Annotated in this window: 14 protein-coding genes; 10 read left to right on the forward strand and 4 right to left on the reverse strand. The window is 39.3% G+C overall.

The features are described 5' to 3' along the window. The first annotated feature begins 124 nt into the window (after positions 1-124). Together NI470_RS02290 and NI470_RS02295 are read left to right on the forward strand one after the other, a co-directional pair. Positions 125-412 (forward strand): hypothetical protein, encoded by a 288-nt coding sequence (locus tag NI470_RS02290; protein WP_253147508.1) that lies wholly within the window; start codon positions 125-127, stop codon positions 410-412. A 629-nt stretch (positions 413-1,041) separates the two neighbouring features. Then, the gene (locus tag NI470_RS02295) at positions 1,042-1,242 is read left to right on the forward strand and encodes a hypothetical protein (RefSeq protein WP_004278753.1); all 201 of its coding nucleotides are present in this window, start codon (positions 1,042-1,044) and stop codon (positions 1,240-1,242) included. Between the two features lie 229 nt (positions 1,243-1,471). Here NI470_RS02295 and xseB read toward each other — a convergent pair whose 3' ends face one another. Together xseB and xseA are read right to left on the reverse strand one after the other, a co-directional pair. Next, positions 1,472-1,666, reverse strand: coding sequence for an exodeoxyribonuclease VII small subunit (gene xseB, locus NI470_RS02300; RefSeq protein WP_253147507.1), 195 nt, complete (start codon positions 1,664-1,666; stop codon positions 1,472-1,474). After that, positions 1,656-2,927: an exodeoxyribonuclease VII large subunit gene (xseA, locus tag NI470_RS02305; protein ID WP_253147506.1), complete on the reverse strand. Its 1,272-nt coding sequence runs from the start codon at positions 2,925-2,927 to the stop codon at positions 1,656-1,658. The genes xseB and xseA overlap by 11 nt, the downstream gene beginning before the upstream one ends. Before the next feature lie 350 nt (positions 2,928-3,277). Here xseA and NI470_RS02310 point away from each other — a divergent pair, with 350 nt between their 5' ends. From NI470_RS02310 to gltS, 7 genes are all read left to right on the forward strand, one after another. Further along, positions 3,278-3,712, forward strand: a complete 435-nt coding sequence (locus NI470_RS02310) for an I78 family peptidase inhibitor (RefSeq protein ID WP_195725907.1) — start codon at positions 3,278-3,280, stop codon at positions 3,710-3,712. A 113-nt stretch (positions 3,713-3,825) separates the two neighbouring features. Beyond that, complete coding sequence (locus NI470_RS02315; protein WP_195725908.1) at positions 3,826-4,185, forward strand: hypothetical protein; 360 nt, start codon at positions 3,826-3,828, stop codon at positions 4,183-4,185. A gap of 207 nt (positions 4,186-4,392) precedes the next feature. Then, positions 4,393-4,662, forward strand: a complete 270-nt coding sequence (locus NI470_RS02320; RefSeq protein ID WP_004645372.1) for a hypothetical protein — start codon at positions 4,393-4,395, stop codon at positions 4,660-4,662. A 297-nt stretch (positions 4,663-4,959) separates the two neighbouring features. After that, the gene (locus NI470_RS02325) at positions 4,960-7,599 is read left to right on the forward strand and encodes a bifunctional aconitate hydratase 2/2-methylisocitrate dehydratase (protein WP_005106643.1); all 2,640 of its coding nucleotides are present in this window, start codon (positions 4,960-4,962) and stop codon (positions 7,597-7,599) included. 96 nt (positions 7,600-7,695) lie between these two features. Further along, positions 7,696-8,418 (forward strand): hypothetical protein, encoded by a 723-nt coding sequence (locus tag NI470_RS02330; protein ID WP_253147505.1) that lies wholly within the window; start codon positions 7,696-7,698, stop codon positions 8,416-8,418. A 115-nt stretch (positions 8,419-8,533) separates the two neighbouring features. After that, positions 8,534-8,755: a hypothetical protein gene (locus NI470_RS02335; RefSeq protein WP_195725910.1), complete on the forward strand. Its 222-nt coding sequence runs from the start codon at positions 8,534-8,536 to the stop codon at positions 8,753-8,755. A gap of 124 nt (positions 8,756-8,879) precedes the next feature. After that, positions 8,880-10,103 carry a sodium/glutamate symporter gene (gene gltS / locus NI470_RS02340; protein ID WP_005097189.1) on the forward strand — a complete coding sequence of 408 codons (1,224 nt, stop codon included), beginning with the start codon at positions 8,880-8,882 and terminating at the stop codon, positions 10,101-10,103. 152 nt (positions 10,104-10,255) lie between these two features. Here the strand turns inward: gltS and NI470_RS02345 are convergent, their stop codons facing one another. Next, positions 10,256-11,119, reverse strand: a complete 864-nt coding sequence (locus NI470_RS02345) for an alpha/beta hydrolase family protein (protein WP_195725964.1) — start codon at positions 11,117-11,119, stop codon at positions 10,256-10,258. A gap of 118 nt (positions 11,120-11,237) precedes the next feature. On the opposite strand from NI470_RS02345, the gene NI470_RS02350 reads away from it, so the two are divergent. Beyond that, positions 11,238-11,696 (forward strand): hypothetical protein, encoded by a 459-nt coding sequence (locus NI470_RS02350; RefSeq protein WP_253147504.1) that lies wholly within the window; start codon positions 11,238-11,240, stop codon positions 11,694-11,696. Positions 11,697-11,798: 102 nt separating this feature from the next. Here NI470_RS02350 and NI470_RS02355 read toward each other — a convergent pair whose 3' ends face one another. Beyond that, complete coding sequence (locus NI470_RS02355) at positions 11,799-12,017, reverse strand: hypothetical protein (RefSeq protein WP_253147503.1); 219 nt, start codon at positions 12,015-12,017, stop codon at positions 11,799-11,801. Between the last annotated feature and the right edge of the window lie 521 nt (positions 12,018-12,538).

A 12,538-nucleotide genomic window follows, 5' to 3' on the forward strand; every position in this document is an offset into this window, starting at 1 on the left:
AAGATGGGCTTTTTTATTTTCTAAAAATTTATAATTCTAATATTCAGATTAAAAGCAGTTTAATTATAGCCACCATGTTATAAACCTACCTCGTGATCTATTTTAAATAATTAAATGAGAGCTAATGGATGATGAAGATGGAAATGAATGGTGCGAGCTTATATATTCTGAAGCCTTGAGAATATATAAACCAACAAAATACAACACAGTCAACAAACTGAGATTCTTTGCGCTGATTTTAGAATTATTCGCAGAAATGCAGCATGAGGATGTAATAATTCAAGTAAAGGCCGTGAATGTAAAACTTAAATTGAGATCTAAAAATTACATTTTTTGGGTGTTTGAAATGCCTGATTTTCAGCATAAGACGTTATTTTTAACTTATATGTCTAGCAAATTAAGTCAGCTATAAGGTGTCGTTGAAGGTTAAAATCGTCAATCAATTTAACAAGCATAGTTTTTTTTATACTAATGGTCTATTTATATATTTTTATCAATAGCTTGCTTATTCTCTATTCGTTACTCACTTTGACAACATACCTGAATCAGCGCAAAAGTGAAAAGGGGAAGACCTATCGAAAGATGGGCTTTTTTAATATGTATAGCTTATTGAACGAAAAGTAACTTAAAGCAAATGTAAGAAAACAGTTTATTAATACTCTCTATACTTTATTGGTAAATTCACAGTGCTATATTCATTTTGCGAAAACAAGAAAACGCAAATAATATGAAGAAAATGACTACAGCACTAGCCCGCTTATTTGAAAAAGTAAGTGGGCTTTTTAATTGAAAAATTAATGTAATATTATGCTAATGTATAAATTATAAGTTTATATATAATGCATGAATAGATTCTATCGCTGTAGTTTCTTTCCAATTTCAGCCTCCTTCCCTAAGGAGGCATTTTTTTGTCGGTAGAAAATAATGTTCCAATGACTATTATGTTTATTCAGTTACACAAATGATCATCGTTGACTATTGAATGAATCTTTCAAATATTTGAGCATGATATTTTATTAGTTAAATAAGTGATGGATCGCCATGATAGATGAAGAAAAGCCTTTAAACTTCGACAACGATAGTGAACCTCAAGATTTCGAAGATGAAGAATTTATCGATGATAAGAAAGAGGATGAAATGTACAATGCTATTACCAAAGATGGGTCAAGTGTTGATCCTGCGGATGATGGAACACGTCATATTCGTCCTGAAGACGGTGATCCGATAGAAGTTGAAGAGTAATAAAAAGCCCAATTTAATATTGGGCTTTTTTATCGTCTGGTGGATGAGAATGAAAATACAATTTTTCCCATATGGAATTGAGCGGATTTATCAAAAACCCCATCTAGAAAATTTAATTATTCATTGAAATGATTTTTTTCACTTAATAAAAAAGCCCTCATTAATGAGAGCTTTTATGTCAATTCAATCTAGCAAAATAGCCTAATAAGATATTTAAAATGGGGTGCAATTAATCGTTAAACGTCTCATTTAAAGCAGTTTGAACCGCGTCAACCCGGGCCTTGCAAGCTTTATAGGCAGTCATGGATTCTTCCACGATTTTCATCAAGTTATCAATATCCGGTTCTTGCTGAGATTCGAGCAGTTCCGCATTCTTTTTCAAGATGTCATAGCCTTGTTGGAAGCTCAAAGTATCATGATTCATGAGGAAGTACCTGTATAAGTTGTGCTGAAAAAATGCCGTCATGTAATTCGACTTCAACCAGATCGCTGGACTGAATCTGTTGAATAGAGGCAACCATATGTTCTTGCTGGCGCACGATGGCATAACCCTTGGATAAAACATGTTTAGGATTTTGTAGTAGCGTTTCCCGCATCAGGGCATCGAGCTGTTGATTAATCAGCAGGGTATGCTGCTGGGCCAGACTGGCAGTATTGGCCTTGATCTGTTGCAGACGTTGCAGCGCATCCATAATCTGGTTATTGGCCAGACTTTGAATCAGTTTCAAAAATTGATCATTCTGATTTTGATAAGCCTGAATCTGTTGCTGAGATAAACGCTGAATCCGCTGTAGATAATTCAGCACATCCTGGGTTAGTTCAAAGATATGATTGCGGATTCCTGCAATGACTTTACTCGGAGTATCAAAGGAGCGATGCGCAATCTCATCCAGAATGGTACGGTCTTTTTCATGCCCGATGCCGACCCATACCGGCACCGAACGCTTGCAAAGCAGGGCAGCCAGATCATAATCATTCAAATAAGCCAGATCATTGACTGCGCCACCCCCTCGTATAATCACAATCAGATCCGGGGCAGTGTTATAGGTCTGAGCCCATTGTTTGAGCGCTTGTGCCAGACTGTACATAATACTTTGCGGGGCGGTATTTCCCTGAAAAGTCGCACTGTGATAGACAAACTCACACACCTGCGCACGCTGTAGTGCATCGGCATCTTTTTTGAAATCTCCCAGGCCTGCTGCATTTTCGGGAGCAATCACCAGAATCCGGTTCAGGTCAAAAGGGCTGGGCAAGTTTTTATTGCGTTGAATCAGTCCTTCAGTCGTCAAGCGCTCAACAATCTGCTGATAACGCCGGGCAATATCTCCTAAGGTATAGCCTGAATCAATTTCAACGATATTTAAAGAAAAACCATACTGCGGATCGAAATTAGCTTTGACTTTAATCAGCACTTTCAAATCACGACTCAGCTCAATCCCGCTTTCACGTTCAAACCGCGTGACAATTTTCTGGGCACTAAATTTCCAGATGGTTGCTCGGCAACTGGCAATCACCTGATCACTATCGACTTCTTTTTCTGCCAGCTCCAGATAATAATGGCCAGCTTTAATACTTAGATTACGAATCTCGGCTTTGACCCATACTGGTGTATCGAAAGTGAGTTTGACCACTTCCTGAACCGTAGCAAGATATTCCTTGAGGGAGAGTTGAGGATCGTCTGTCATGCCAATAGAAAGTTTAAAATTCAATCAAATATTAAATCAATCCAGCACAGATCACAAATCTAAAAGTGAAGTCATATTTGATTGATGTAATGACAATGCAATGCTATTGAGGTGCATAATTACTTGGTTCAGACTATTCATCCGGAATTTTCGTATTTTGTAGAGGTTCTTCTCTTCTGTTTTTCTTGTTCATTGAAAGAAGTTATAGCGTTGAAGTCCTTAATTTCCAAAGGTCTTATTTCCATTTTTTAATGAAAAAGTACAGTTAAAAATGTACACAGACTTGTGTCTGGCGAGGACAAGGAAATATGCTAAATTGGTGAAGAATTATTAAAGAAGAATAGGCTCTCATGAAAAAAACAATGCTGTTCGGTTTGCTGGCTGTCGCTTTAAGCGCATGTACTACCACGCCGCAATCTAAGACGGAAGCTCCTAAAATAGGTTCAGCGAATCCTGCAAGCGCTTATTGTGTCAATCAGGGTGGCAAGCTTGAAATTCGTACTGAAAGCAATGGTCAGGTCGGATATTGCCATTTAAAGAATGGTCAGGTGGTCGAGGAGTGGGAATTACTGCACATAAATCAACCTAAATGTATTGCTGATCAGGCAGCGGAATTGGTCGGTCAGTCCAATTTGACTGAAGCGCAAATCAAGCAGAAAACCAAGGCACAAATTGTACGTATGGTCGAACCGGGTCAAGCGGTGACGATGGATTATCGTGAAGAACGAGTGACTGTCACCGTAGATCCTGTAAGCAAAAAGATTATTCAAGCTTCATGCGGTTAATCACATAAAATGAAAAAGCCCATGAGTGGGCTTTTTTTAATTCCATACAACTGGCATTTTGAAATGACAAATCTTCCCCGATCTTTTATATTGCCCCTCGGAAGGAGAAATTCATGAAAAAGTTATTGGCTTTATCGTTTATGCTGGCGCTGGCCGGTTGTGCCGAGAAGAAACCGTTAACCCCTGAAGAGCAGTGGCAAGGTTATTGTCGAAGCGTCGGTAATGCGGCGCGTACCATTATGCTGGATCGTCAGAATGCGATTGAGAAAGAAAAAGCAATCGAGCATGCTAACAAGATCGACGACGAAACCACTAAAGGTTTTATCCGGAATATTATTGATGAAGTTTATGCAATTCCAGCCGAAGAGATTAAGGCTGATGTAAAAGCAGCCCGTGAAAAAGTCCGCGCTGAATTTACTGCAAAGTGTATTGCGACACCGCATGATGAATTACCAGATTACAAACCGTTCTAAAGGACGGTTTTTTTATATCTGGATAAAATTTCCAACTAATATTTCCCATTAAATGTATTTAAACATACGCATCTTCAAAAGACTGAATAATAAAATAGCCTAAGCAAAATGTACACTTTGTGACAATTTCTAAATCTAAAATATAGAAATACTTATCTTTATATTGAATAATGAATTTAACTCCAATTAACCGAGGAGTAGCACAATATGGAAGTCGTAAGATATTTGCATCATTCTGATCTGCTGCTGGAAGATGAAGAGGGTGTAGTCATTATTGGCGGCAGTCGCTATGTACTCAGCGTCGGTGACAAAGTCGTTTTAAAGAAGATACTAGAACAAGATAAAAAGCTTTATCAGGTTGATATTTCCTTTGCCAGCAATAATCACAGTAGCACCTATGAAGATGAATGCGTGGTGAAATTCCAAGGCTGCCGAGACTCATATCAGCAGTATTTAAACTCGACCACTGTACACTAAGGTGGAGTATCTTTTTAACTTCAAATCAGGCAACATCAGGGTTGCCTTTTTTATGCATTAAATTCAGTTAAAAGGGCCTATTCATGGGCTTGTTTCGTGTGGTGTAAGCTGGAACTGATTATGGAATAATCATTAAGAGCATCATTTAGTTATAAAATAACGAGCATCACGAAGAAACACTTGAGTTGCATTAACTTTTAACTGGAAATTTAGTAAAATTTCGGAGTCCATATTATTTATGAAGCTTGGAATAAGCAGGAATTCATAAGTAATTTTTTAAAAAAGAGGAATAACACTGTGCTAGAAGCTTACCGCCAACACGTTGAAGAACGTGCCGCACTCGGAGTCCCACCGAAGCCACTTGACGATGCCCAAACAGCTGCATTAGTTGAACTACTAAAAAACCCGCCAGCTGGTGAAGAAGCATACTTGGTAGATTTGCTTGAAAACCGTGTACCAGCAGGTGTTGACCAAGCTGCATATGTAAAAGCTGCGTTCTTAGCTGCATTGGCAAAAGGCGAAGCAACCTCTCCACTCGTTTCTAAAGAACGTGCTGTTTACTTACTAGGTACTATGCTTGGTGGTTATAACGTAGCGCCTTTAGTTGAACTTTTAGACAATGCTGAGCTTGCTGAACTTGCAGCTGAAGCATTGAAAAAAACGCTTCTTGTATTTGATGCATTCCATGACGTTGCTGATAAAGCAAAAGCTGGTAACGCAAATGCTCAAGCAGTTATGCAGTCTTGGGCTGACGCTGAATGGTTCACTAGCCGTAAAGACGTTCCTGAAGAAATCAAACTGACTGTTTTCAAAGTAACTGGCGAGACCAACACTGACGACTTGTCACCTGCACAAGACGCTTGGAGCCGTCCAGACATTCCATTGCACGCAAATGCAATGTTGAAAAACGTACGTGACGGGATCAATCCAGAAGTTCCTGGTGAAGTGGGTCCACTTAACCAAATTAAAGAATTGATCGCGAAAGGCAACCAGGTTGCTTACGTTGGTGACGTTGTTGGTACAGGTTCATCTCGTAAATCTGCAACTAACTCTGTACTTTGGTTCTTCGGTGATGACATTCCACACATCCCGAACAAAAAAGACGGTGGTTACTGCCTAGGTTCTAAAATCGCTCCAATTTTCTTCAACACGATGGAAGATGCTGGTGCGTTACCGATCGAGATCGATGTTGCCAACATGAACATGGGCGATGAAATCGTTCTTAAGATCGATCACGCTGCTGCTAAAGTAACTGCGTTCAAAGACGGCGCGCAAATCGCTGAAGCTGAACTTAAAACTCCAGTTCTTCTAGACGAAGTACGTGCTGGCGGTCGTATTAACCTGATCGTTGGTCGTGGTTTGACGACTAAGGCTCGTGAAGCTTTAGGTCTTCCAGTATCTACAATGTTCCGTACTCCGGTTCAACCTGCTGCAACTGGCAAAGGTTTCACTCAAGCTCAGAAGATGGTTGGTCGTGCTTGTGGTCTTCCTGAAGGTCAAGGTGTACTTCCAGGTACTTACTGTGAACCTAAGATGACTACTGTTGGTTCGCAAGATACAACAGGTCCAATGACTCGTGACGAATTGAAAGACTTGGCTTGCCTAGGTTTCTCTGCTGACCTTGTTATGCAATCTTTCTGTCATACAGCTGCATATCCAAAACCAGTTGACGTTCAAATGCAACACTCGCTTCCTGATTTCATCATGAACCGTGGTGGTGTGTCTTTACGCCCAGGTGACGGTATTATTCACTCTTGGTTAAACCGTATGCTTCTTCCAGATACCGTTGGTACTGGTGGTGACTCGCATACTCGTTTCCCAATCGGTATTTCATTCCCGGCGGGTTCTGGTCTTGTAGCATTCGCTGCTGCAACTGGTGTTATGCCACTGGATATGCCTGAATCTGTACTTGTGAAGTTCAAGGGTAAAATGCAGCCTGGTATTACGCTACGTGACCTTGTACATGCAATTCCTTACTATGCAATTAAGGAAGGCGACCTAACTGTAGAGAAGAAAGGTAAGAAAAACATCTTCTCTGGTCGTATCCTTGAGATCGACTTGACAGAAATGGAAACTGACCTGACTGTTGAGCAAGCATTCGAACTTTCTGATGCTTCTGCTGAACGTTCTGCTGCTGGTTGTTCTATCACGCTTTCTGAAGAGAAAGTTGCTGAATACCTTCGTTCAAACATCACCATGTTGAAGTGGATGATTTCTGAAGGTTATGGCGATGCGCGTACTATGGCTCGTCGTGTTGAGAACATGGAAAAATGGTTGGCTAACCCAAGCCTGATCAAAGCGGATGCCGATGCTGAATACACGAAAGTGTATGAAATCGATCTTGCAGACATCAAAGAACCTATTCTTTGCTGCCCGAACGATCCAGATGATGCGAAACTTCTTTCTGATGTTCAAGGCGCGAAAATTGACGAAGTATTCGTTGGTTCTTGTATGACTAACATCGGTCACTTCCGTGCAACTGGTAAGTTACTTGAGAAAGTTCCTGGTGGTGCGTTGTCAACTCGTTTGTGGATTGCTCCACCGACGCGTATGGACGAACATCAGTTGATGGAAGAAGGTTTCTATAACATTTATGGTAAAGCTGGCGCGCGTACTGAAATGCCAGGCTGTTCATTATGTATGGGTAACCAAGCACGTGTAGCTCCGAACACGACTTGTGTATCGACTTCTACGCGTAACTTCCCGAACCGTCTAGGTCAAGGTGCTAACGTTTACTTGGCTTCTGCTGAACTTGCTTCTGTTGCTGCTGTATTGGGTAAATTACCTTCTCCAGAAGAATACCAACAGTATGCAGCTCAAATTGACAGCATGTCAGCTGACATCTATCAATACTTAAGCTTCGATAAGATGAGCGAATATACTAACGCTGCTAAAGACGTTGATACTAAGAAAATTGCTGCTGCTCAGTTGACTTAATATTAAGTTGATTAAAAAGTAGTTTAAAATAAGGGCTGATTGATCAGCCCTTATTTTTTACGAAAAGAAGAATTAAATTCTATTTGAGCGATGTGAATGGAAAGATTAATAGATCCAGATTATTTAAATGCTAATCAAGGTGTCTTAGCTTTACTAATATTTTTATTTGGTATGGCAGTGACAGTTGTTAGTATAGTTGTAAAATATTTTAATAATAAACCTAAATTTAAAATTACTACTATTGAAGGTCCAAATTTTACTTGTACTTTTGAAACAGGAAATGTTTTTAATGGGCATCAAGCTCATATAACAGCAGTGGCTCTTTATTTAGATATAAAGAATGTTGGTAAATTACCTTATGATATAGATAAGATTTTCATTGGGTATAAATGGAATATAATCCCTTTTAGTTTTAATTGGCTTAAATATCGTTTCTTGGGTTGGTTTTGGCTAAAAGAGCAGGTAATAGCTTTAGATGATTTTCAAGTCAAAATTGGTGATAAAATTAAGGTATATCCATTTTTAACTCAGTTAAATAAGCTTTCTCCTGCCAAAGTAGAAAAATATATAGAAGTAGGAAAAGGTATTAGTGGTGTTGTATATTTTGAGCAGCAAGAAAGTTGGGGAGCGATGTCGCCAGTTGTACATAATAAAATCACTAAAATAAAAATCTGTATAGTTGATTCATTTGGAAAGAAGCATAAAAAAATTTTGAAAATTCCTGTGGTGCAGTTAAATGAAGCATTTAAATATAATCCGTCCTTTGGGATGACATATCACATTTTGAATGATGAAAAGAATATTTCCAAAACTTTATAAGGGACTAATCATTTAAAATGAATTTGTACTCATTAATATTTCTCTCTTTACACCTAACTCAATACAGCGTTTAATCGCCACATTGAAAAATGATTTAAAAAGTTGATCTAATCAAATGGCAAAACAATCCCGATTCCTCTGTATTGGTGGTTTTCTCAATGGAAGCCAAATCAAAGACCAAGGTGACAGCTTTGTCTGCGTCGAAAAAGGCAAAAATGTCATCTATACCAAAAAGGAAATCTTCCATCCAGACGCTTGGGATCATGATTATTATGTCTGTGAAAGCACCACAGATCAGCAAGCACGCAACTGGGTTTATGATATTCCATCACGTTAATTGCGTCTATTCAGGCTATAAATTAAACAATTATTAGAAACAATAACTTGCATTACATTTCTGTGATTGATTTTTCATCTCTCTTTCCCAAAACTGTATGAAAATAAAGCTAATAGGGAATGTTATGACTTATGAAATAGATGCCTTTGGCACTCTAGTAATTGCTGTTTTTTTTCTTTTTATTGGGCGGTATCTTGTTAGTAAAATTAGCTTCTTTAGGAACTATAACTTACCTGAACCTGTAATCGGTGGTTTAGTCGCAGCGATTACGGCCTTTATTCTCTATAAATTGTTTAATATCAGTGCCACATTTGACGCACAAATTCAAACCATCCTGATGCTGATGTTCTTTACTTCTGTTGGCTTAAGTGCAGACTTTTTGAAACTGAAAGAAGGTGGAAAATCGCTCCTGACCTTCTTGGTCTGTGTCATTTTATTTGTAGTCGTGCAAAATGCTGTCGGTATGAGTTTAGCCACAGCGCTTGGACTTGATCCATTGATTGGCTTGATTGTCGGTTCCGTCACCTTAACGGGTGGTCATGGTACCGCCGGTGCCTGGGGCGAGGTTCTGGAAACTCAATATGCGATCCAGGGAGCAGTTGTCCTTGGTATGGCAAGTGCTACCTTTGGCTTGATTATTGGTGGACTTGTGGGCGGTCCAGTTGCCAAGTTCCTGATTAAACGCAACCAACTGGCTGAAACAGTAGCGCAAGAGACCAATGAACAGCAGCTCGAATCGCACATCAACACTGCGCCCTTTGAATATCCAAAGAAAACCCGATTGATTACATCCAGTAATGCCGTGTCGACTTTGGGGATGTTTGCCCTGTGTATTTTTGTCGCCAATCAGATGACAGACTTCAGTCAGGGAAGATGGTTTGAATTGCCCACTTTTGTATGGGCTTTAGGCACAGGTGTGATTGTGCGTAATGTCTTGGAGCATGTGCTGAAAGTCGATATCTTCGACCGTGCAATCGATGTATTTGGCAATGCGTCTTTATCCCTGTATTTATCTATGGCTTTACTATCACTGCAACTCTGGTTACTGGCCGATTTGGCAGGTCCGCTCATTACCATTTTATTGGCGCAGACAGCGGTATTAATTTTATTTACTGCAATTGTGACCTTTAGAATCATGGGCAAAAATTACGATGCAGCAGTATTAGTGGCAGGGCATTGTGGTTTTGGTATGGGGGCAACACCGACAGCGATTGCCAATATTCAGGCGGTGACCAATAGCTATGGTCCATCACATAAAGCTTTTTTAATTGTACCGCTGTGTGGTGCATTTTTTATTGATATTGTGAATGCTGTGGTGATCCAAAGCATCATTGCATTTTTCGGCTAAATGTTAATACGTTTTTAAAATCATACATGCAATAAAAAGCCCCATGGTTAGGGGCTAGTCGTATATAGGTCAAGCCCATATACTGTAAGAGGTTCATCTCAAACTGAGAGTATTAGAACACAGCAGCCTTTAAATAACCATCTAAATCTGATTTAAACAGTCAATTGCTGTTCAATCACCGGCCATAAATTCTGATGTGATTTCTTAAACATCAGCATATGACCAATGGCTTTATACGCATAACTTTTAGGTTTAAGTTCAATTATCTGGGTTTTTGCGTTTGGGTATAAACGCAGTAAATCTTTTACGTTGGCTTCCGTGGCAATTTCATCATCCGATGACCAAATCGAGGTAATCGGGCAGGTGATTTGAGCATGATAATCATGGGATGGTGCAATATTTTTACCAATCGCGTTGATTACATAACCCGGTTTACTACAGAACTGCGCCCATTCGCGAGCCACATCTTTAGGCAGGTTTTCACCCATGCCAATCGCTTGAGTCGGGCCATAACCTTTGGCGATGCGAGCCAGTGGGAAAATGACATTAAACATAACGGGCGCAAGTAATTTGGTTTTGCCTTTCAGTCCTTTTACATGTCCGGTAGAGCCAGAGACAGCCACCACTTTTGCGACTTTATCATAATTTGGCACAATACCTAAAAGCTGACCACCGGCACTATGTCCAAGTAGGATCACTTTTTCTGCATTTGTACGCGTTGATAAAGCATCAATCGCGGCCGGTATATCCAGTTGCCCCCATTGCACAATACTGGCTTTTGAATTTTTCAAATGGCCATGTAGTGAATCACCAATCCCGCGAAAATCAAAGACCATAACGGCATAGCCTTGAGCTTGTAACCACACACAAAACTGATGATAAAACTGTTTGGTAATGCCAGTTGCTGGACAGACTAATACTGGAAGTTTGTCAGTTTCAGAAATTGCTGCATAAAAACGTGCACTTAAGCGATAGCCATCTTGGCACTGGAGAGTCAATGTTTCAAATTCAGACATACGTTACACTATATTTTTTAGAATCCTGATGAAGCTTTTACTGTATAGATTTTTAGCAGGGTAGCTCGGGGAAAACATGACTTTAAAGTCAGTCAAATAATAAACATGGAATGATCTTATGCAGCTAATGGAACTTGAGCTGGCCGTTAAAATCGGCATTATTTTTAGTGGAATCTTCTTGTGGATCGGGATGTTCACCGGCGTTTGGAAATATTGGCAGATTCGTCAATCGCCTCAGTCACGTGCACATTATTATGTCGATATTGCCCATCGTAGCAGCCTGCTTTATGCACCTGCGACCTTAATTCTGGCAGTATTGGCCTATTGTTCAGTATTGCCGAGTATGGTGAATCTGATTTGCGTACTCATTAATATAATATTTTTCAGCTTCTCGATTGCCGCTTATATGTTGCATGGTTTCCTGCAAGATACGACGAATCAGTTTAAACAGCCGCATCAACTGGGTAAATTTCATTTGCCAGGAAGTTTGATGACTTTCGCCATGCTAGGTTTAATTGTCGCAGAATTGGGCGGGACGGGGATCTTGCTCTATGGGGCATTTGCGGGATTATTTTAATCTTCTTTTTATAGTTATTCTGAAATGATTGAAAGTTAAAACACTTTTTTCACCAGATGGATGACTGGCCAAATCATCCATCTGGGCTAATTTAAAATTTGTTTATCGGTATTTCTGGTCTATGGCAGCCCATAGGAAAAATGTAGCTGAGACAATCAGTGCATAGCCAAAGTATTCAAGTTTTAAATTACCTTGGATTAAGCAATGGACGGTTAAAGTCAGCATGAGTGCAAAAGTGGTGCATATAAATGTCACCAGATTGGTGTTGTTGGCTTTAAGAGCGTCAATGAAGACTTGCTTGTTGAAATGTAATGATAACATCTCCATCCCTCCCATTTATTTATGTTATTGAAGATTAAAGCAGATTTAATCAGTCAGAATTGAATATATAGTTGTACTGTTTAATCGGGACCTTTGCAACTGCTGTGGCAGGCTTTTACAGTCAAAATGGCCATCTTTAGTCGTATAACTACATAATCACTTGATTAGGCAAGAATTATATTTTCAGATTTCACCTCCAGCTAATTTTGGAAATAAGATGTAGTCATCATTTAATTAATGCGACCAGATAGAAAATGCAAATTCTACGCCAAAGATATGTAGTGTTAATCAATACTTTGTAAGCCTGCGTATGACTCGGAGGGGGACTTGGTTTAAGTTGGCAACAATAAGTATCTAAAATCAGGAAATTAAAACTTTTGTTTATATTTATATAAAAAAATAAAATAATTAAAGTGTAATTCTATACATCATATTTTATAGAAAATCTTAGTATCAAGATTTACAGCGGTGATTTGATGTCATTATTAAGAAACAATAAATGTCCGTTTGGGTAAAACCTG

Source organism: Acinetobacter lwoffii (genome assembly GCF_024129115.1).
GTDB lineage: Bacteria > Pseudomonadota > Gammaproteobacteria > Pseudomonadales > Moraxellaceae > Acinetobacter > Acinetobacter lwoffii_T.

Excerpts from the sequence above, each read along its gene's own strand:
- NI470_RS02320 (WP_004645372.1), top strand. The coding sequence starts at position 4,393 with ATGGAAGTCGTAAGATATTTGCATCATTCTGATCTGCTGCTGGAAGAT.
- NI470_RS02290 (WP_253147508.1), top strand. The coding sequence starts at position 125 with ATGGATGATGAAGATGGAAATGAATGGTGCGAGCTTATATATTCTGAA.
- xseA (WP_253147506.1), bottom strand. The coding sequence starts at position 2,927 with ATGACAGACGATCCTCAACTCTCCCTCAAGGAATATCTTGCTACGGTT.
- NI470_RS02345 (WP_195725964.1), bottom strand. The coding sequence starts at position 11,119 with ATGTCTGAATTTGAAACATTGACTCTCCAGTGCCAAGATGGCTATCGC.
- NI470_RS02330 (WP_253147505.1), top strand. The coding sequence starts at position 7,696 with ATGGAAAGATTAATAGATCCAGATTATTTAAATGCTAATCAAGGTGTC.
- NI470_RS02310 (WP_195725907.1), top strand. The coding sequence starts at position 3,278 with ATGAAAAAAACAATGCTGTTCGGTTTGCTGGCTGTCGCTTTAAGCGCA.
- NI470_RS02315 (WP_195725908.1), top strand. The coding sequence starts at position 3,826 with ATGAAAAAGTTATTGGCTTTATCGTTTATGCTGGCGCTGGCCGGTTGT.
- NI470_RS02350 (WP_253147504.1), top strand. The coding sequence starts at position 11,238 with ATGCAGCTAATGGAACTTGAGCTGGCCGTTAAAATCGGCATTATTTTT.
- NI470_RS02295 (WP_004278753.1), top strand. The coding sequence starts at position 1,042 with ATGATAGATGAAGAAAAGCCTTTAAACTTCGACAACGATAGTGAACCT.
- NI470_RS02335 (WP_195725910.1), top strand. The coding sequence starts at position 8,534 with ATGGCAAAACAATCCCGATTCCTCTGTATTGGTGGTTTTCTCAATGGA.
- xseB (WP_253147507.1), bottom strand. The coding sequence starts at position 1,666 with ATGAATCATGATACTTTGAGCTTCCAACAAGGCTATGACATCTTGAAA.
- gltS (WP_005097189.1), top strand. The coding sequence starts at position 8,880 with ATGACTTATGAAATAGATGCCTTTGGCACTCTAGTAATTGCTGTTTTT.
- NI470_RS02355 (WP_253147503.1), bottom strand. The coding sequence starts at position 12,017 with ATGTTATCATTACATTTCAACAAGCAAGTCTTCATTGACGCTCTTAAA.